This window comes from Trichormus sp. NMC-1 (assembly GCF_001858025.1).
Classification (GTDB): domain Bacteria; phylum Cyanobacteriota; class Cyanobacteriia; order Cyanobacteriales; family Nostocaceae; genus Anabaena.
Genome location: NZ_LZQD01000006.1, coordinates 236,184 through 255,667 on the forward strand (window position 1 = coordinate 236,184; position 19,484 = coordinate 255,667).

The 19,484-nt window shown below is 39.1% G+C and carries 14 protein-coding genes and 1 pseudogene; 3 read left to right on the plus strand and 12 right to left on the minus strand.

Annotated elements, in window-relative coordinates; all coding sequences use genetic code 11:
- Positions 1-472 precede the first annotated feature (472 nt).
- From A9Y75_RS19335 to A9Y75_RS19375, 9 genes are all read right to left on the minus strand, one after another.
- Positions 473-1,612, minus strand: coding sequence for a glycosyltransferase family 4 protein (locus A9Y75_RS19335; RefSeq protein ID WP_071191164.1), 1,140 nt, complete (start codon positions 1,610-1,612; stop codon positions 473-475).
- 62 nt (positions 1,613-1,674) lie between these two features.
- Complete coding sequence (locus A9Y75_RS19340; RefSeq protein ID WP_071191165.1) at positions 1,675-2,478, minus strand: class I SAM-dependent methyltransferase; 804 nt, start codon at positions 2,476-2,478, stop codon at positions 1,675-1,677.
- A 135-nt stretch (positions 2,479-2,613) separates the two neighbouring features.
- The gene (locus A9Y75_RS19345; RefSeq protein ID WP_236721468.1) at positions 2,614-3,834 is read right to left on the minus strand and encodes a hypothetical protein; all 1,221 of its coding nucleotides are present in this window, start codon (positions 3,832-3,834) and stop codon (positions 2,614-2,616) included.
- A 338-nt stretch (positions 3,835-4,172) separates the two neighbouring features.
- Entirely contained in the window at positions 4,173-4,886 is a 714-nt protein-coding gene (locus A9Y75_RS19350) for a class I SAM-dependent methyltransferase (RefSeq protein WP_071191167.1), read from the minus strand.
- 22 nt (positions 4,887-4,908) lie between these two features.
- A complete protein-coding gene (locus tag A9Y75_RS19355) occupies positions 4,909-6,045 on the minus strand; it encodes a glycosyltransferase (protein ID WP_083389673.1) in 1,137 nt (378 codons plus the stop codon).
- A gap of 78 nt (positions 6,046-6,123) precedes the next feature.
- The gene (locus tag A9Y75_RS19360) at positions 6,124-7,248 is read right to left on the minus strand and encodes a glycosyltransferase (RefSeq protein ID WP_071191169.1); all 1,125 of its coding nucleotides are present in this window, start codon (positions 7,246-7,248) and stop codon (positions 6,124-6,126) included.
- Positions 7,245-8,456, minus strand: coding sequence for a glycosyltransferase (locus A9Y75_RS19365; RefSeq protein ID WP_071191236.1), 1,212 nt, complete (start codon positions 8,454-8,456; stop codon positions 7,245-7,247). Before A9Y75_RS19365 ends, A9Y75_RS19360 begins: the two co-directional genes overlap by 4 nt.
- A gap of 382 nt (positions 8,457-8,838) precedes the next feature.
- On the minus strand, positions 8,839-10,419 hold the full coding sequence (locus A9Y75_RS19370) for a cyanoexosortase A system-associated protein (RefSeq protein ID WP_071191170.1): 1,581 nt from the start codon (positions 10,417-10,419) through the stop codon (positions 8,839-8,841).
- A gap of 14 nt (positions 10,420-10,433) precedes the next feature.
- The gene (locus A9Y75_RS19375; protein ID WP_071191171.1) at positions 10,434-10,715 is read right to left on the minus strand and encodes an HpsJ family protein; all 282 of its coding nucleotides are present in this window, start codon (positions 10,713-10,715) and stop codon (positions 10,434-10,436) included.
- A 643-nt stretch (positions 10,716-11,358) separates the two neighbouring features.
- Between A9Y75_RS19375 and A9Y75_RS19380 the strand changes: the two genes are divergently transcribed.
- Entirely contained in the window at positions 11,359-13,449 is a 2,091-nt protein-coding gene (locus tag A9Y75_RS19380; RefSeq protein WP_071191172.1) for a polysaccharide biosynthesis tyrosine autokinase, read from the plus strand.
- Between the two features lie 514 nt (positions 13,450-13,963).
- Here A9Y75_RS19380 and A9Y75_RS19385 read toward each other — a convergent pair.
- From A9Y75_RS19385 to A9Y75_RS19395, 3 genes and pseudogenes are all read right to left on the minus strand, one after another.
- Positions 13,964-15,154, minus strand: a complete 1,191-nt coding sequence (locus tag A9Y75_RS19385; protein ID WP_071191173.1) for a glycosyltransferase family 4 protein — start codon at positions 15,152-15,154, stop codon at positions 13,964-13,966.
- On the minus strand, positions 15,151-16,380 hold the full coding sequence (locus A9Y75_RS19390; RefSeq protein ID WP_236721469.1) for a glycosyltransferase: 1,230 nt from the start codon (positions 16,378-16,380) through the stop codon (positions 15,151-15,153). Before A9Y75_RS19390 ends, A9Y75_RS19385 begins: the two co-directional genes overlap by 4 nt.
- Positions 16,381-16,844: 464 nt before the next feature.
- Positions 16,845-17,030, minus strand: a pseudogene (locus A9Y75_RS19395) (sulfocyanin-like copper-binding protein); the annotation flags it as partial.
- A 257-nt stretch (positions 17,031-17,287) separates the two neighbouring features.
- On the opposite strand from A9Y75_RS19395, the gene A9Y75_RS19400 reads away from it, so the two are divergent.
- On the plus strand, positions 17,288-18,379 hold the full coding sequence (locus A9Y75_RS19400; RefSeq protein ID WP_071191174.1) for a glycosyltransferase: 1,092 nt from the start codon (positions 17,288-17,290) through the stop codon (positions 18,377-18,379).
- Positions 18,376-19,467, plus strand: coding sequence for a hypothetical protein (locus A9Y75_RS19405; protein WP_071191175.1), 1,092 nt, complete (start codon positions 18,376-18,378; stop codon positions 19,465-19,467). The genes A9Y75_RS19400 and A9Y75_RS19405 overlap by 4 nt, the downstream gene beginning before the upstream one ends.
- Positions 19,468-19,484: the final 17 nt, after the last annotated feature.

The following is a 19,484-nucleotide window of genomic DNA, read 5'->3' on the forward strand; positions in this document are numbered from 1 at the left end:
AAAATATAATTAGCAATTGGTATGAAGTACAAAGGAATCTGTTTACTTCTGTTGTCCGTGAGCATATTTTTGCCAACCTTCGCAAGGATGCCATTATCTAGACTACATAGATGATATTTTTTGTCAATGCGTAAGTCCTAATATCTTTCTATTATATTTAGATGAAATAGAATCCCTGGCTCATAAAGCAGGATTAACACTTATTGAAACCAGAATATTCAATAATTCACTAACAAAGGGGGCATTAAACTTAGAATCTCTGCTCAATTTACTACCGCGTAACTGGGTTGATGCTATTGAACTATTCACTCAATCTCTTCCTCTACCTGTCAAAAAGAAGCTAAACGTTGCTCTAATTTCTTTATTAAATCGTCCATTGGGTTAAATTACAGCAGATTGCAGGTAAATGAGGTATAAATATGAATTATAAAACTCTTGTGGTGTGGGCCGGACAGCCCGCTACAGGTGTACCTCACTCAGATGAAATCCGCTGTATTTCCAAGATATTTTTCGCCATATTATCCCAACTATAACCTCGTAATTCTTGGGAAAAAGACAATACTAACTGACTATAATCATCTTGATGCGATTGCCATTTTAGCAGCAGTGTTGCTAAATTAACAGCATCATTAGGATTAAGAAGCAACAAGTCTTGTAACTCCTCTGGATAGCGTTCAGCCACCCCGGCATTAGCACTGACTATAGCAGGTATTCCACAACACAAGGCTTCATGCACCCCTAAACCATAAGCTTCATAACGAGTTGGAGCAACTAAACAATCAGCAGCTTGCAACAATTTCGGCACATCAGCACGAAAACCCAAAAAATGAATATTAGAAATACCAGCATCAGCAGCGCGACGTTGCCATAGTGGTAGTTCTGCACCAACTCCAATCACTACCAATTCAGCATCCCAATTAGGGGATTTACATAACTGTTGCCATGCTGCAAATAGAGTATCAAATCCTTTGCGGCGATCGCTCAAGGCACCAATAAATACTACAATTGCTTTATCTTCTGGCCATCCTAGCTGCTGACGTAGTGCTATTCTTTCTTCTGGAGTTGCTGGATAAAAGATTTGCGGTTCGATTCCATAGTATACTGTGTGCAGTTTTTGCTCAGGAATCGCTAATTTCTCAATCAAATCTTGTTTAGTACGGTCTGAATTCACAATAATTACCCGCGCAGAGTTTAATGCTTTTTTTTCTGCATCTAAAAACATTTGACGTGAAACCGAACCTTTCAACTGACGCAATAACCCAGCTTTATTATCAGGTTGGTAAGCTGCATGAACATAATGCACCCAGTTCACATCTGGCCATTGACAATTACCACCATTGACCAAAACTCTACCACCATTTGCAGCTAATCGCTGTGCTAAGATGCGTCCCCTTCTATTCAGTAAAGGACTGCTGAGTAGATAAGAATTCCTTAGCTTTGGTACTCGATGGAATTTAACATTAGGATAAGCTAACAACTCACTAGCTACCCGATGAGCTACTAAATGTACTTGTTCACCTTGCCTTGCTAAGTAGTCAGCCAAAGCAAAATTGGCTCTGTCCATGCCACCAGTTTTAACAAAGTCACCTGTTACGAGCAAATAAGACTTCATAGACCAATCCTTTCAGGAATTCTTTGACATTGAATTGGCGATCAGTATTGCAGTGGAATTGATCAACTTTCAGAAAGGTCACTTTTCTTCTCTGCTACAATTAATACATTATAGGCTAATCCCATACCCCAATCACAAGACATATCCCATTGGTGTAGCTCACTGATTGTTTTATATAAAATATTATTCATGCGATTCATTCGATAGAAAGGCCACTCTAGCCAATTACAAATTGGGCTAAAAAAGCAGCCTCTACCTCGAATATGATAAATATTAAATAGCGGTTCGAGTAAAGCTTTAAGTTCAGGTATGGTGAAGTGATGATGCCATACTATATCGTGTTTCTGTTCAGCATATCCTAACTCTCTTCCACTTCCGCCCACAAGCTTGCTCACAGTGTTAAAAAGGGACGGAAACATCAGTCGAAAATTTGCTGGGTCTAAGAAATGAAAAAGACCCCTTGCGGGTACAGTTATGAGCAATTTTCCATTATTTGCAAGAACTCTGTGAATTTCTTCTATCAGACAAGGACGAAGATCAAAGGGAATATGCTCTAAGACTTCAGTACAATTAACTGCGTCAACACTTGCATCTCTAATGGGCAGTCTATCAGCTGAATGATGATACAATTCAACTTCATCAATATCTTTGAGATTATCTTTTGCTAACTCAATTGCGTGGGGATTGATATCGATACCATAAAGTTTTTTAACCCCCAACTCGCTGGCAAACTTGAGACCCAGCCCTACATTACACCCTACATCAAGGATACTTTCTGTATGTTCTGGCAAATAGTGCATTGTCAGATGAGGAGGTAGATCTGCAGAACGGGAATTTGTATTGGTGTGCTTTTTGAATTTGAACATATATCCAGGATTTTGTGTGATTATATAAATGTTTAGCTACTACAATTCTGGACTAATCAAAGGCAAAATGACAATTTACCCAATCAATGCCACCAGTTTTGACAAAGTCACCTGTTACGAGCAAATAAGACTTCATTACTGCACATCTAAGGGTTTTTGATCCAAAACATGATTAGCAGCTACAAATAATGCTGTATTCAGTAACCAAAACTCCATACCGCCCTGACTCATAAAAATAGGGTAGTTGAAAGTTAGCGCCACCACCCCAATATCATATGCAAAAATTAACCCTCCCCACAGTGCAAAATCTCCCAATTTGCGATTGATAGCAATATTCCATGCTGTCTGACAAGCCCAATAAAGGGTAAAAATGTAAGCAAATATTAGTGGCACTCCCCCATCTAGCAACCATGCTGTCCACTGAATCTCTACCCAAATGGGTTGAGATACCAGGTCGGCATTGTCACCGAAATAGCCATTTATCATCCCCCAACGCCCCAAACCTGCGCCCAAAGGATATTTAGGTAATAAAATCTCAAAAGTATTTTGCAAAAACCCCCCTCTGTTTTGTTGGTAAATTTCTTGAGGAGAAGCAGCAAATAAGCTATTTATGCGTTTTAGTGTTGATTGTCCCCCAATGGCTATTGCCCAAAAAAATGTCCCTGCAAACAAGCCCGTCACGCCTGATATCATCGCTGTGGCACGGGCAACTTGACCTGTTCTGATTAAGACCATTGCCAAAACAACCATAGAAATAGCAGCCAATACCAAAATAGAACGAATTTGTGTTAAGTAGATACAAAATAAACCAATACCAGCACTACTAATACCAGCAATTCTTAAAATCGGGTTTTTATTTCTGAGCGCAAATGCAACCCCGAATAAAAGAGCATATAAACCTGAATTGGCTGCACCTCCCGGTATATCAGTTAAACCCATTGGTCTATATACCTGTGCGCCATTAGCTAACGTGATTAATAAGTCCTCTCCACCAAAGGCGTTGTTTGTAATCCCAGTGGAAACAGCTAACTGAAATTTATCCGGATAGTATACCTGTAACACCCCAACAATGGTACTCAATGTGTTAATTCCCCACATCAAAAACATTAAGCTTTCAAAAGCCTTGGGTGTAATTTTTAACCCTCTGACCCAAAAAAGAGGACTGAGAATAGCAAGATACATCGCTCCTTGAGCTAATCCTGCCGTTACCGAATTAATATAAGGATTTAGGCAGAACTGTAGCAGCATGATTGCTAGGACTATAATTGCTGGCTCAGTTGCTGGATGTTTTTGTTTTTCTGCTGTAGGTAGCCGCACTAATAAAAACAAACCAAGGGAAAAAGAAGCAATTCGCACGAGTACTCGGAAAACCCCGATTGGCGGAAATAAGAGTAATATTTGCAGGGAAAACTGTAACAAGATGAAGGTGTGCGCCCATGTCCAGTTTAGTTTTGCAATTATAGGAGATGAAAGGGGTAAGTGCTGATCTGTTTTTAGAGCCATGTAATTAAGTAAAGTTATTTACTTTCTGAGGTAAAACAGGCATTGGTTTACGGCGAAGTTGTTTGAATAACTTCAAAGTCTGGTTTTTTTACAGGGAGATGATTGGATAATGCAAAAGGTAAAATAGGATTAGTCAAACTGCATAATAATCCAAAAAAAACCTGCCCAATCGTTAGCTATTCTGCCAAATTTTATAACTCAGAATTAATTTGACATTCATAAATTATGGTATCGCATAAATATTCAGGAGCTAATCCAATTTTTGCACCTAATTTCTTAATCAACTTCCCTTTCCAAGTTCTGAGCGGGACTAAAACTCCTCTATATCTAACCAAAGCCAAATCATTACGCTCCGCTAGTTCAGCAATACCAGAAGGAAAATGATAACAAACATGATCTACATTTTCATTTTGCTGATTTTTCCAAAATGAATATATTCTTTGAAAATAAAATGGATTAGGCGTGGTTAAAATTAAATAACCTTCTGGAGTTAGATGCTGTTTGGCAAATCTAAATATAGCTCCAATATCTTCTAAATGTTCAATCACCTCACCAGCAACAATCAAATTAAATTTTTGCTCAAGTGAATTCTTTGTGATGTCACAAATTTCCACGTTATAACCTGCTGCTTTTAATTTTTTTACCTCTTCTGCAAGTATATCAATACCCAAACAAGAAGCTGATGCATGACTAAGATTTTTATGTAACCAATTTGGTTCGCTTTCACTTTCAAGCGTATGGTTAACAACTCCAATATCTAATATATCCTTACCAGATGCAGCTGCAACTAAGTAAGCAATTCTATCTTCAATTGGTTCATGCCAAGCATTTTTAAGTGTCTGTGTTCTCAACAGATGCGCTTCCGCTGAATTGGGATCTTTAGCATAGTCCTGCCAATGTTTCATATAATATGTCCTCACTACTAAATTATATTGTTCTCACTAACGCGCAATATAGAGCTTCAAATTCTTCAACCAATCTTTGGGAATTAAATTTTGTTAAAACCGTTTCCTTTGCAGCTAATCTCATTTCTGAAAGGATTGAATTTTGCAAAATAGCCTTAGTGATTACCCCAGCTAAATTTTTACTACTAGTAGGGTCTTCTATGAATCCATTATTACCAGAGGTAATCATCTCTGTAACTCCTCCACTATTGGAGCCAATAACAATTTTTTCCTTAGCCATTGATTCCAGAATAACTACTGGAAAAGGATCATTTTCAGCACAATGTACAACAATATCCATTGCTTCTAAAAATGACTCAGATTCTACATAACCAAGAATTTTGATGCGTTCTCGATCAGGATGGATTTCATGCATTTGTTTTAGTTGATGAAAATATTCCTGTCCCCTGCCTAAAGATGGTTCACCAGCTATAAAAAAGTGAGAATTAGCTATAATATCTGGTGGCAGGTAGGATATAGCATCTAAAAAACAGTGCTGTCTTTTCCATTCTTCAATCCGTCCTAAAATACCAATAGCGAATTCCGTATCAGCCAATCCCAATTCAGCACGTTTTGCAGTTCTTAAGTCTGGACGTTTCTCAAACCAATAATTTTCCAGCCCTAAAGCTATTGTGTGTGGCTTGGGGCTGAAAGTGAAGCCTTTATGTTGTTCAGCAATGAATTTTCCTTCCACAACAACCGCATCTGCGGGAAAAGTATGTGCTACACCTTTCCACCAACGCGCTGAACAGGGACCGTGATTAAACCAGAGGCATTTTACACCAAGACCACGGCTCGCCAACCAAGCAAATTGATGGTAGTGAGCCATAGTAGTATGTATCAGACGGATTTTGTTCGCTTGAAGATATAGCCGTAGCCATGCAACGCTAGAAAAAAGCGACCTAAGACGCATTTGATGAATTTCTACAGGAATACTATCTGTCCTTAGCCCTTGACTAAATTTGCCATCAGTCCCACAAATTACCTTAGGCTGAAAGCAAACTGTCTCTGTCTTTAAGTGTCCTCGAATCAAGGCATCAAGCATCCTCTCAGCACCAGCCCTATCACCATGAGGACATAAATATAGTATGGGGATTGGGTTATGAATTTCACTAATCATAAAATTAAATCATGAAAAAATGACCACAAATTAACAACACAAATAAATTTCAAAGCCCTGAACAATAATTAGATAAATTCATGCTGCTACCTCCTGCTTAACAACTTGAGAAAGCAAACTATACAGCCGATTTAATTGCTGTTGCGGATTGCAAAGATACTCAGCCCGTGCTTTACTCCCAGATGCTAAAGAGGCTCTTTCATGAGGACTAGAGATCAGTGTCCCTACAACCTGACTCAAAGCATCAATATCATTGGCTGCAACCAAACGCCCACAGGAATCATCAACAATATCCAAAGGTCCACCCAAAGCAGTTGTCACCACTGGCAAACCTGCATAAAGGGCTTCTATAAAAGCAATACCAAATGGTTCTGCTCCCGTATTCGGTTGACAGTGAATATCAGCAGCAGCTAACAAGTTTGGTACATCAGATCGTTGTCCTAAAAATAGCACACGGTCGGCAATACCAAGTTCCTGTACTTGTACCTTTAGTTCTTCTAAATATTCAGCCTCATGGGAGCGTTGTACTCCCCCAGCTATCCAACATATCCAGCCAGGGATGTCACGTAATTGCCCCAAAGCTGAGAGTAACATACTTTGTCCCTTCCAGCGTTCCAAACGAGAGACTTGGATAATCACTATCGCATCTTCAGGTGTATTGAGTTCGGCTCTCACCGCATGACGATTTGAGGCATGATTATCAATATTTGGACAGGCTACAGGGTAGTAAAGGATATCGCTATAGGTTGAATAGAGTTTCGGCACAGATGCTTGAGTGTAACAACTATTCGCAATTACTAAATCTGGCGGTACTAACTTTGCCCAACGTTCCAGAGGGTGTTCACCATTAGGCACATCATGACACCAAAAGACTAATGGTAAATTGTTAGCTCTGACAACGGACCCAAAAATCGCTTGCGGCCAGCAAGAATGACAAATAACTAGATCAAATCCTTCTTGCTTCAATAGTTGCTGGAGTTGCTCCCTAGCTCGCCACACCGTCCAAGGACGACTTATTCGGACTTTGCCCAACAGATGCACCTTTGCACCTAAATTTTGCAATTCCTTGGCCAATCTCCCCTCAAAGCATAGTGCAAAGTGATGCTGCATCTGTGAACATAAACTTTGCTCTTTTGCTAATGTCACCAGCAGCGTTTCTATCCCGCCAAATAAATTTCCCGCATAAACGTGCAGAACTTTCATAACAAATTCACTGATTTTGGTATACCTGCATAGTTGCGTTCTTGATGCAAAACTTCTTCATAAAATTTAAAACTGCGTTGTGCCATAGTTGTGTGGTTAAAATATTCTGCTCGTTTGCGGCTTGCTGCTGCTAATCGATTACGCAAACCAGGTTCAGAAAGCAGACGTTGTGAAGCTTCAGCTAAAGCTATTGGGGTGTTAATGGGTACAGTTAAACCTTCTTGTTCATGCCTACTCACCCAAGGTACTCCACTACAGGGAATATTGGCATTAATTACCGGACAACCACTAGCCATTGCTTCTACTTGCACTAATCCAAAACCCTCACTGCGGACATTAGAAGGAAACCAAAGACTGGTTGCAGCATGATAAGCACCGACAAGTTCATCCTCGTTTACATGACCTAACCAAACAATACGCTTGTCTACTCCCAATTTCTTAGCCAGACTTTTTAGTTCTTGCTCTAAAGACCCAACACCAATTATTACTAGTGTTCCTGCTACCATAGTGAGAGCTTCAATTGCTACGTGGAATGCTTTGTAATAGACTAATCTACCAACTGCCAACCAAATTGGCCCAGGATATTGTTTCTTGAGATTGTGACTAAATGCGATCGCTCTTTGATTCGGCTGACTATAATTATAACCATCTAAACCAAGCGGCAGATAACTCAATTTATCACGATAAAAACGTAAAAATTTTGAGCCTTGAATATAGGGTGAACTGGTGGTTAAAACCTGAGAGCTTCTACTGTAAACTAGATGTTCAAATGGACGTAATCCATATTTCAAAACTTTCTGTTTAATAACGTCGCTGTGGTGGGTAATTACCAAAGGTACACGCCTATGCAACATTGTTAAAGCCATCAGCATTGTCGGATTGGGTGTATGCAGATGCAGTAAGGTATTTGGTTGTTTAGCTAGTTGACATACTTTTTTGGGAAGTTCTGGACAGACATCAAATCTGGCTAATGATAACAGCCTACCCATCCTTGTCACACTAACATTACCATCCATCTCCTTTACAGTCTGGGTGCTGCTAGATAACTGTCCTTGCTGATTAAAAGCATTCACACAAACTACATGGACTTCTGCACCTAAAGCAGCCTGAGTTTGCGCTAGAGTTTGTACGTGTGTTTCTATCCCACCTCGGTCTGGAGGATAATATTTAGACAAATGGATAATCCGATAATTTGCTGTTTTCGGCATGGTTTTAACATTAAAAGCAAAACGCCTGGTTAATAAAGGAAACACGATCACGAGTCACTCTAGTGGAGTCCAGATAAACTGATTTATACTCTTCTGTATTTATGGAAATTCTTTAATGAGCAGCTAATGATTTTTGAAAAAGTATAAATAAGATTGTCGTACTTTGATAAAGTATCGACTTTCCACCCTGAAATTTACACAATCTGATAATTTATGAATTTGAACAGATTGATATGACGTAGAGATAGACAGACTAGTACCGCAGGGCGGAAGTCAAAAGTCAAAAGTCAAAAGTCAAAACGAAGACAGCATAAGATTGTTGGAGATTTAGAATGGTTGGTTTATTTACGCCGTGCTGTACTAGCCTACGTAAGTCGGATGATCAGTATTTTGTCATAAATAGGGTTTGCCAGGTAGCATAATTATCATTCCAAACCGATTCTAACACCGTATAAATATCAGTGGCAAGTAATCCATTCAAGGGAACAGATAATTGCGTCCATATACAGCGGTCATCTCTGAGAACGTCCTGACCCAAAACCCAAGGTAGTAAACGGTTTAAGGTAAGATCGTATTTATACCGATTCTGCATAAATTGAGATGAAGTCAAAGTACTACCTCCACGGGGATTAATACAGGCTGTCAAATAAGCTTGTTTGCTGTCACTATAAAGTGCATAGTAACCAACTCCTTTTAGCTGTCTCCGGTTGTTCTGACTATCTTTAATTAAGTCTGGACTTAGCTGGAGCAAAAAGGGGTTTTGATCACCTCTAGTATTGATCACATAACGCATCTGCAATTCCAATTTCTGACCATTTTTGAGATAACTATAGTCTGTTGCAGATTCCACCAATACGAACTTATCAGTCATCGCAATTTGATATTTCTGCTGACCCAGAGGCTTAATTTTGACTTGTTGCCAGTTATTCAGAGGAATTGCATCTGGAAAAATAGCAGCACTTAGGGGTCTTCTGCTGGCTATTAAATAAATAGCAGTCAATATAATTCCCACCCAGGTAGCAGCAAGTAGAAAGCGTCTTTTTGGCTCTAGGGGAACCGTGGTAGTTAATGGGGTTTCTGTCGAAACTAAAACATCTACTGGCAGTATCCAGTTACATAAGGCGGCAAAAGTAATAGTTGCAAATCCCATAAAAATAGTTCCCCCAGACTGTCCGTGCCAATAGTCAAACTGGTTGCGGTTATTCACCACCACAGCTAACAAAGCTACACGAATACAGCCAACTAAAAATCCCGTACCGACAGCAGATATAACTAATCCCCATCTCTGTTTCCAAGATAGGGTAACAACTACTATCATAATCAGTAGAGTTAGCTGTATTAGCCACAAAATTAATGCTCCACCAGTGCAGGCATAAAGAACTTCAACTTGGCCTGTTGGCAGTTTTACTAAAGTTCCAGAGTGAGTAGCACCAAAGCCTAGATAGTGGAGTAAGAAAGCGGCTATAGTTGCCGTGACTCCATTAAAATTTAACCGGGAATCGAAAATTCCATTGATAAAATTAAAGGGAAAAAGCATTAAGCACAATAACAAAAATAAGCGCCAATAATGCCTGATTCCTAAAAAGCCAAAAGATAGTAAACCTAAACCCAAGCCAGCTAAAATCGGACCGAATCTAAATAGCATTAGGTCTAAATGCCATAGATTTAGCGGTCTAATTATGACTACAAATAGCAATCCTAAACCTAAGCAGCCAGAGAACAATGTTGGAGTTGTTTCTTGTTGCTGGTTTTGCCAAAGTAAATATAAAATACCTCCCCAGTAAACTGCATAAAATGTAATTTGTTCACCTTCAAGGGGGTGGTTTCTAATTATATCTAAATGCAAAACAGCCAAGGTTGTAAAAATACCAAGCAAGTAAAATCGCTGGGTTTGCATTAAAGGTTTAAATCGGAGCAAAAATGCTTGTTTAGCTTGGTTCAGTTTTTGGCTACTGATGAACATTTTTATCTCCATTCTTATCCAAGATTTTTATCGATAATGCGTATCCAACGAGTCAGAAATATAAATGTTAATCCCAGCAAGATAGACCAGACGTGATCTACCATTTGTCCAATGGCTTGAAATTCCCATGCTGGCTCTGTCAAGCGTGGGGGTATGAGGATAGCCAGGTAGTCAATGAGAGAAAATATGAGCAGAATATAGCCAAGCAACTGCAACAAGGAGAAAGACAGATTTTCAATACTGTCTGTTATTTCTATGGGCTTTTTTGGCAGTCTTTCTTGTTTCTGTTTTTTCATTTCCTATTATTATAGAACTTCTGTGTTTGAAGGAGATATCTGAATGTATAGTACAGTGAGTAGTCTGTAACTATAATTTATACAGCTTTATTGCGCTCATTGTGTTTTTTCTAAGCACGTACTTAATATTACTAAGTTATAAGCGAACCTTTACTTATAAGCAAGATTAGATAAACAATTAACCATGACAAAAGATTACACAAGTGTTATCTCTTATTACCAATTTTGCATTTGAGACAACTTATGTCAATGATCTTTATCTAAATTTTACGTATTTATCCTGATAATAAAGAAATAGTTCACAAATTTCTGCCTAAATCCCGTTGTAAAGTTTAATGGAGTAATCTTGACTAGTGTATTGACAAACACATTGATTTTAGGCAAACTAAACATCTATACTATGGGATGTATCTATCAAAAAGCTGTGATATTTTTTACTTGGCTTTGTTTTTTTCTGTAAAGTGGGCATAATTGGTCAAATTAAAGATTTACTCTAAAACGCAATTTGGCGCTGCTTCACAAAGAAACGGTATAAGATTCAATATGGGACTTTGTAAAAGATAGTCTTTGCTGAGTCTATAAGAATAGAGAAATCAAAATCTGAGAACCAAGATCATAAAATTCAAACTCGATAGAAAAGAATATGGAAGAATATTTGCGCTATTGGTCAATACTTAAGCGACGTTGGTTGCCCACTTCTATAGTTTTTATAAGCCTTTTGGCATTAAGTGTAGTCAAGACGGTACTAGAAACGCCTATTTATCAGGCAGGAGGCCAGTTAGTACTGAAAAAGAACTCTACCTCCACCCTCACAGGAGTAGGTAACCAATTAGGACAATTAGAGAATTCAGTCAGTGGTAGACCATTAGGAACAGAAGTAGCCGTTTTGCGTTCTCTGCCCTTAGCGGAAAAGACAATCAATGCCATTCGCCTCAATATTAACCCTCTAGTGTTTTTGAAAGACCTGCAAGTAAAAAATATTGAAAATACAGATATTCTGGAAGTATATTATACAAGTACAAATCCCAGAATAGCGGCTTCAGTTGTAAACACTTTAATGAAAGTCTATATAGAAAATGATATCAATGCGAACCGCGCACAAACCAGGTCTGCTAGAGACTTTATTGCCCAACAGTTGCCCGTGAGGAAAGCTGCATTACAAGCATCTGAACGCAGACTACAATTTTTTAAACAGCAGAATCGAGTTTTAGACTTGAAAGCTGAAGCCACGGCCAGCGTGGGAATTTTGACTGATTTAGATAGACAAGTAGCTACAACTAAATCCGATCTATCTTCGCAAACTGCCCGAATGGAATCAATCCAGAAACTGTTTGGTGTTAGTTCCCAAGAGGCTGTGATTGCAGGTTTTGTGGGTGAATCGCCATCAACAGTTGCAGTTCTGGGACAATTGCAAGATGTCCAGCAAAAGATACAAGTTGTCGGTTTGCGGTTGACAGATACTCATCCCACAATGGTTGACTTGAAAAAAGAGGAAGTGATTCTCAGAAAAGAACTAAAGAAGCGAATAGAACAAAGTTTTATCGGTAAAGCAGGGCGTTTAAATACAACCGTAGAACCTGAAAGAATTGTGCAACTAAGAGGTCAAGGTTTACAACAAGGAATTTTGAGTACTTTTGCCAACGCCGAAGCAGAACGCCTGAGTTTACAGGTACGACTGAAATCTTTAGCTGGAGTGATTGAATTTTACAGACAAAGGGCTAATACCTTACCGCAGCTAGAATTGCAGCAACGCCAGTTAGAACGGGAAATATCTGCAACTGATTTGAGCTATCAAAATCTGTTGGCTCGGTATCAAGAATTGCAAGTGGCGGAAAATCTCCAAGTCAGTAATGCTAGGATTGTTACACCTGCCTTAATTCCAGGAGTACCAATCAGGAGCCGTCAGTATATAAACTTACTGCAAGGATTAATTGGTGGGATTGTGTTGGGGGTAGCTACTGCCTTTGTTTTAGAAAAATTGGACAAAACTATCAAAACCTCCAAATCTGCCAAAGAGTTATTGGGTTACAACTTACTGGGCTATATTCCACCTTTTCCCAATGGCAATTTTATCCCTGAAGTCATCGTCAAAAACCAACCTGATTCCCCTGTCAGCGAGGCTTTTCGGATGCTGCAAACTAATCTGAGATTTTTTAATTCTGAACAATCAATTAAGGTGATTGTAGTCTCTAGTTCTGTACCTAAAGAAGGTAAATCAACAATTGCTGCCAATTTAGCCTTCTCGATATCTCAATTAGGGCGCAACGTCTTACTAGTAGATGCCGATTTGCGTAATCCCAGTCAACACAAAATTTGGGAAATTCCCAATGAAGTGGGTTTAAGTAACGTTCTCAAATGTCAGTTGGATTTAGACAAGGGTGTGACTGAAATTGTCCCTAATTTAGAAGTTCTCACGGCTGGTGAACTCAATCATAACCCAGCGTCACTACTTGATTCTAGTCAAATGGCTGTGTTTGTGGCACAAGTCGCCCAAAAGTATGATTTTGTCATCATTGACACTTCACCATTAACTGTAGCTGCGGATGCAACGATTTTAGGAAAACTAGTGAATGGAATTTTGTTTGTAGTACGTCCAGGTGTAGCTGATTCTCATAGTGTTTCTCTCTCTAAAGAAATGTTGGAGAAAGCAGAGCAAAATGTTCTAGGTGTAGCGATGAATGGCATCAATGCTAATCAGCCAGATTCTAGTTATTATGCCGTTAGTAGAGCTTAATGATTAGAATATAGTGCTTATCATTTAAATAAAGTATTGTGTTGTAAGAATTGCTAAGAGGGTATTTGAAAAGTTTCCGGCGATTATAAAGATGCCTCCGGCACGCTGACGCGAACGCTACTACACAAGCAAAGTCCACCTCCGTGGACTAACCAAAATTAAGGTTTTCAAACCCACGCAGGTGGGTTTCGCCTGTGTAGCCGCGACTTCTAGTCGCTAGGGCTGTAATAATTTAGACTTTTCAAACACCCTCTAAGGCTATTTTTGAACATGAGTTTATTAAAATTAAATGATAAGTCCTATACATTCATTACATAGGGGTTGCTGAAAAAGTCTTGTCGTGGAGACAGGGAACAGGGAACAGGGAACAGGGAACAGTTTCAAGAGTTGGATGGAAGCGATTTTTCCTTTACATCAAACTTAAATGCAAGGTTTTCGAGTTCCCATGTCATAAAATCTTGCACTTTTTGAAAGTCAAAATGGCTAAAACCATTTACCTGTAATGTTTTGAGATTTATTCAGCATACCCTACATAGACTTTCATAAGTTGCTTACCTAAACGTTCGTGACTGAAACGCTCTGTAACTGTATGTCTCGCATTTTCTGAGATGATTTGACGTTTTTCTGGGTTGTTGAGTAAATCTAGAATAGCTGCGGCTAAAGCCTTTGGTTCTCCTGGTGGGACACCAATTGCATCATAGTTATGGGTAAATAACTCAGCCGCACCACCGGCTTGGGATACTATCACCGGTTTACCACAAGCCATTGCTTCTACTATTGCTAAACCAAATGGTTCTGGTTGAGTACTGGCGTGAACTACAATATCTAAATCACGGTAAATTGCGGCTATATTTTCTTGGAAGCCGAGAAAATCAACTTTGTTTGCAATATCTAAATCTGCGGCTTTGTCTTTTAATTCCTGTTCAGAAAATTGGGAACCACGAGTTTTATAAATTGCTCCACCCACAATACAGAAACGCACGTTTAAATGAGGATGCTTTTTGATAATTTCTGATGCTGCTTCTAGAAAAATATCATGCCCTTTCCAACGTGCAAAAGTCGCAACTAGTCCTACTTGCAGAGTCAAATGTAAAGTTGGAGAAGTTGGGGAAAAGTAATTGACATCTACGGCATTATAAATTACTTCTATTGGTAAGTTTGGGAGTGTGGTTTGAGCATCTTGGGCGACAGCTTGGGAAATAGCAATTCCCTGTTTAACACCATAGCTCACCCGTTTTAAGTTTAAAATCTTTGCCATGAATGGACGTGAGCCATAGAAGTCATGGATGTGCCAAACTACAGGTATATCCTTGATTCCAGCCAATGCAGTTAGTAGATGAGTTTTAATGCCGTTGGAGTGAATTAAGTCTGGTTTGAGTTCCCGGAGCGATCGCTTGAATTCTCCCAAATATGTACCGAAACTTGGTAAAATTTTTACTAGTCTTAATAGTAATGTCAATCCGGCTATGGCTTGATTACTACCTTTGAAAGCACTATCTCCCAGTTGATTTAATTCTGCTGGTAGTTTCAGTAATTTGACTTGCACTCCCAATTTTTCTGCTTGTTCTATCAATGGTCCATCAGTACCTACAATTAGATGTAGTTGAATATCGGGCTGTGTATTCAAAAGTGCCGCACAAATAGTTAGTAAAACTCTCTCAGCACCACCAATTACTCCCACTGGGTTGACAAATACAATTTTCATATATTTTCAACACCCGCTAATTTTATATAAGATTTCGCAATAATTTGAGTATGATGAGACCAAGAATATTTCTGTGCTTGATTGAGACGGACATTGATCATAGGTGCGCTCGTTGGGTTTGATAATAGTTGCGCTATCTTTTTTACCCACGCTGATACATCCGCAGTTGGACAGTATATCACACCTTCTCCACCAACTTCGCGCAACACAGGAATATCACTAGCAACTACTATCGCCCCACAAGCTAAGGCTTCAATTACAGGTAATCCAAAGCCCTCTGCGTCACTTGTTAATAACACTGCTGAGGCTCGTTGGTAAAGGGTTGCTATAGTAGAGCGTTGTAAATCCTGGAGGTGAATTATCGACTTGCTGAGATTCAATTGAGCAATTTGCTGTTGTTGGCTTTGTGTCCACTCACCACTGACTTTAACTAGTTGCAACTCTGGATGAATAAGTTGGACTCGTGCAAATACTTCTAATAGAATATCAATACGTTTACGGGGAATGCAACTACCAACGTGTAAAAGAAAAGGTGTAGTACCTATTTTTGCTATTTCTAATATTTCTTGGTCAATATTACTTGCTTGATCAGTATTAATACTAAATTCTGAGGCGATACCATAGGGGGCGTGAACTAGACGTGATGCTTCTACGAGTTGGTAATGCTCAATTTGTTTTCTAACTTCTGCAGTAGAATAAAAGACAACTGCACAGGATTGTAAGCCGTGTAAAATTCTGCGAGACATAGTTTGATACCAAGCCGGTCTTGGTTCTTTTTCTGGCTCTACAAGAGAGCGAAAGGCATCAATATCATGACAATATACTCCCGTCCGTTCTGGGGGTAAAACATGGGCTAAATGGGCGTAGGAGTGGTCAGATATGTGATAAAAATCGAAATCTGTTACCCTTGGTTTGAGATACTGGGGATAATCCCAAAATCGATTGAGTAGACGATCTGCATTATAGGCAAATTGCTTTTTACCAATCCAGGGGATTTGTTGACAACGACTATTAAATTTTGGCAGAACTTTTATAGCTTGAATAGATGCAGTGTGTTCAGCTTGCAATTGTTTAATTAGCATCTGAGCGCATAAATCCATACTATACCAGTTCTCTTCTGGGTAATCGCAGATAATAGCGAGACGCATTTGAGTCATATCATTAATTTTAATTTTCTCTATAGGAATCCGGTTTGGTTTCTGTTCGCGGTAGCGTGCCGTAGGCATATTTACTCGTAGAGGTAGGGAACAGGGAACAGGGAACAGAAAAGAAGGAATCCAATACTGTTCGGTTAAGGATTTTTGTAGGTTGGGTTGAACAAAGTGAAACCCAACAAATGCCTGTAAATGTTGGGTTTCGTGCCTTAACCCAACCTACGTAATTTCATTTTTTTGAGCTTAACCGACAAGTATTGAGAAGGAATCAAGCTATACGGAGTTCTGTAAGCGCAAAGCGCAGGAGTCCTATATATTGCCAGATAGTTCTTCCTTATCAAAATTTATTATATCAGGTTTCTAGGTTGCCGTCAACCCTCTTACTTCATAAATTTGGCAACCATCAACAACAATTTTGTGATTCTGACTTGAGTGAAACGGAAAGAAGAAGCTCCATTTTCCTTTATGAGATGCTGAACACATTCAAAGTGATCACGAAAAGACTTTTATGGCTGACGCTACGCTATCAGCAAGCCCTATTTAATCACAATATCTCCAATCATTCCTGCTTCTGTGTGTCCAGCTATGGTACAGCGTAAACCATATTTTCCCGGTTTGAGTGGTACAAACACCCATTCAGCTTCCGCAGCAGGTTTTAGTTCTAGTTCGTGAATAGCACCTTTAATTTCGACATTACCTGCTTCAACTTTTTGTGTCCAAATGGCCCTTTCTGTTCTATTTCTTGATGCCAAGATGGACTTTTGAGCAAATGTGAAATAGCTGCAACCCAATCATTTTCATCTTTTGCGCCAACCACTACTCCCGCATTATTACCCAATATCAGGAATTTCGCTACTACTGCCAATTACAGGAATACCACAAGCAAATGCCTAAATTAGTACATTTACAAACTGTTCGCAGCAATTGGATACTGTATAGTATATCACTAATATAAATTTACTTACTTGAGAAAATTCAGATGACAAACGTTAAGATTTTAGTCTTTGCTACCAAAGGCGCTGGTTCAAATGATGAAGCTCGAATATTAAAACTTTTACAAAACTTTAGTGTTGAGATTGTACCATTTGATCGCTCTAATAAATTCAAAAGCTTTATAAATATAATTCAACAAGCTGTGCAAACAAAGCCTAGCCTAGTTGTGATGGAAGGAACTGGAGCTTTAGGGGGTATGGCTTGTTTATGGCTGCGATGGTTTTTTGGTATTCCCTATATTTTTAGTAGCGGGGATGCGATCGCACCTTTTATTAATTTAAAATATCCCATTCTCGCACCAATTGTAAATCTATATGAGCGAATGCTCTGTCGCTTTTGCGCTGGGTTTATTGGCTGGACACCTTACTTAGTTGGTAGAGCATTAACCTTTGGAGCGCCAAAAGCGGTCACAGCGGCAGGTTGGTCATATTATGATCGGACTATGGAACAGTTGGCCGATAGTCGCGTACAAATTCGTCAACAACTAGGAATTGCAGATAATTCCCTTGTGTTTGGGTTACTGGGTTCACTAGCTTGGATTCAAAGTGTTCAATATTGCTATGGTTATGAATTATTAAAAGCGTTCCAGAAAATTAACCGCCAAGATGTCAGTATTCTAGTGGTTGGGGATGGAAATGGACTGGCTTATTTACAGAAATTAGCAGGAGAGGATTTAGGAAAGCGCATTTTTCTACCAGGTAATGTCCCTGTTGAGCAGGTGCTTGATTACATGGCAGCAATGGATGTTGCTAGTTTACCTCAAAGTGTGGATGGAGTTGGCAGTTTTCGCTATACCACAAAAATCAGTGAGTATTTAGCAGCAAAATTACCAGTGGTTACGAGTCAAATTCCTATGGCCTATGATATTTGTGGAGATTGGGTTTGGAAGTTACCAGGTACTAAACCGTGGGAAGATATTTATATCAACTCTCTGGCTAATTTAATGCAAGAGATGACAGTTGCAGAAATCAAAATTAAGAAAAAAGCAATTCCAAATCAAATATCAGATTTTGACCTAGAGCAACAAGTTTTTAGGGTAACAAATTTTATCAATGATATCGCCAAGCAATCGATATGAATAATTTAGACCAGATGACTGTAATTGTTCCCCGTCTACCTCCTGCGGTAGATGGAGTGGGAGACTATGGGCTAAATTTAGCGAAACAAATGCGTCAAGATTTTGGAGTGGTAACTGAGTTTATCATTGGAGATGCAAATTGGTCTGGGGAAGATTTTGTAGAAGGATTTACGGTTAAGCAGGTAGAATATAGATCACAAAATGCTTTGTTAGATTTATTACCTAATGACCAGAACTCAGAACAAACTATACTACTGCATTATGTGGGCTATGGTTACGCTAGGAGAGGTTGTCCTGTTTGGTTGGTGGAAGGTTTAGAAAAATGGCGAAAAGCTGGAAATAACCGCCGTTTAGTGACGATGTTTCATGAAATCTATGCTTTTGGTCCAATTTGGAATAGTCAGTTCTGGACATCACCACTCCAAAGAAATTTAGCAGCGCGTTTGGTAAAATTGAGCGATCGCTGTATTACCAGCAAACAAGGATATGCTGAGATTATCAGTAAATTCAGCAACGGAAAACACTCTGATATTCCTACTTTACCAGTTTTTTCTAATGTGGGTGAACCTGAATATCTCACACCTTTATCAGAACGTTCTCGGCGTTTGGTAGTATTTGGTGGTGGTGGTCCCCGTTCTCGTGTTTATCAACAATCATTATTAGCATTAAAGCGGACTTGTCAAGAGTTGGAAATTGAGGAAATATTAGATATTGGCCCGGCTCTAAAGTTTGCAATTGAGCCAGTGAATAATATCCCAGTTACTTGCTTGGGAGTTAAGTCTGCTCAAGAAATCAGTGATATATTATCAACTTCCTTGGTAGGGTTTTTTAATTACTCACTTGAACACTTGACAAAATCAACAATCTTTGCTGCTTACTGCGCTCACAAATTGTTGCCCGTCGGAATATGGTATGAAGGTAAAGATGTAGATGGTCTAGAAGCAGGTAAGCATTACTGGCTGGCGGATAAGTATCAAAATAGTATGAACTTATCAGCAGGACAGACGGTTGCAGATCATGCTTATGCTTGGTATCAAAACCACAGGCTATCAGCCCAAGCTCAGACTTTTGTAAAGTATCTAAAATGAAGAAAGATTAAGCTGTA

Bases quoted from the DNA above. Each gene is read 5' to 3' on its own strand.
- A9Y75_RS19335 (WP_071191164.1), bottom strand. From the start codon at position 1,612: ATGAAGTCTTATTTGCTCGTAACAGGTGACTTTGTTAAAACTGGTGGC.
- A9Y75_RS19340 (WP_071191165.1), bottom strand. From the start codon at position 2,478: ATGTTCAAATTCAAAAAGCACACCAATACAAATTCCCGTTCTGCAGAT.
- A9Y75_RS19350 (WP_071191167.1), bottom strand. From the start codon at position 4,886: ATGAAACATTGGCAGGACTATGCTAAAGATCCCAATTCAGCGGAAGCG.
- A9Y75_RS19355 (WP_083389673.1), bottom strand. From the start codon at position 6,045: ATGATTAGTGAAATTCATAACCCAATCCCCATACTATATTTATGTCCT.
- A9Y75_RS19360 (WP_071191169.1), bottom strand. From the start codon at position 7,248: ATGAAAGTTCTGCACGTTTATGCGGGAAATTTATTTGGCGGGATAGAA.
- A9Y75_RS19365 (WP_071191236.1), bottom strand. From the start codon at position 8,456: ATGCCGAAAACAGCAAATTATCGGATTATCCATTTGTCTAAATATTAT.
- A9Y75_RS19370 (WP_071191170.1), bottom strand. From the start codon at position 10,419: ATGTTCATCAGTAGCCAAAAACTGAACCAAGCTAAACAAGCATTTTTG.
- A9Y75_RS19375 (WP_071191171.1), bottom strand. From the start codon at position 10,715: ATGAAAAAACAGAAACAAGAAAGACTGCCAAAAAAGCCCATAGAAATA.
- A9Y75_RS19380 (WP_071191172.1), top strand. From the start codon at position 11,359: ATGGAAGAATATTTGCGCTATTGGTCAATACTTAAGCGACGTTGGTTG.
- A9Y75_RS19385 (WP_071191173.1), bottom strand. From the start codon at position 15,154: ATGAAAATTGTATTTGTCAACCCAGTGGGAGTAATTGGTGGTGCTGAG.
- A9Y75_RS19390 (WP_236721469.1), bottom strand. From the start codon at position 16,380: ATGCCTACGGCACGCTACCGCGAACAGAAACCAAACCGGATTCCTATA.
- A9Y75_RS19400 (WP_071191174.1), top strand. From the start codon at position 17,288: ATGACAAACGTTAAGATTTTAGTCTTTGCTACCAAAGGCGCTGGTTCA.
- A9Y75_RS19405 (WP_071191175.1), top strand. From the start codon at position 18,376: ATGAATAATTTAGACCAGATGACTGTAATTGTTCCCCGTCTACCTCCT.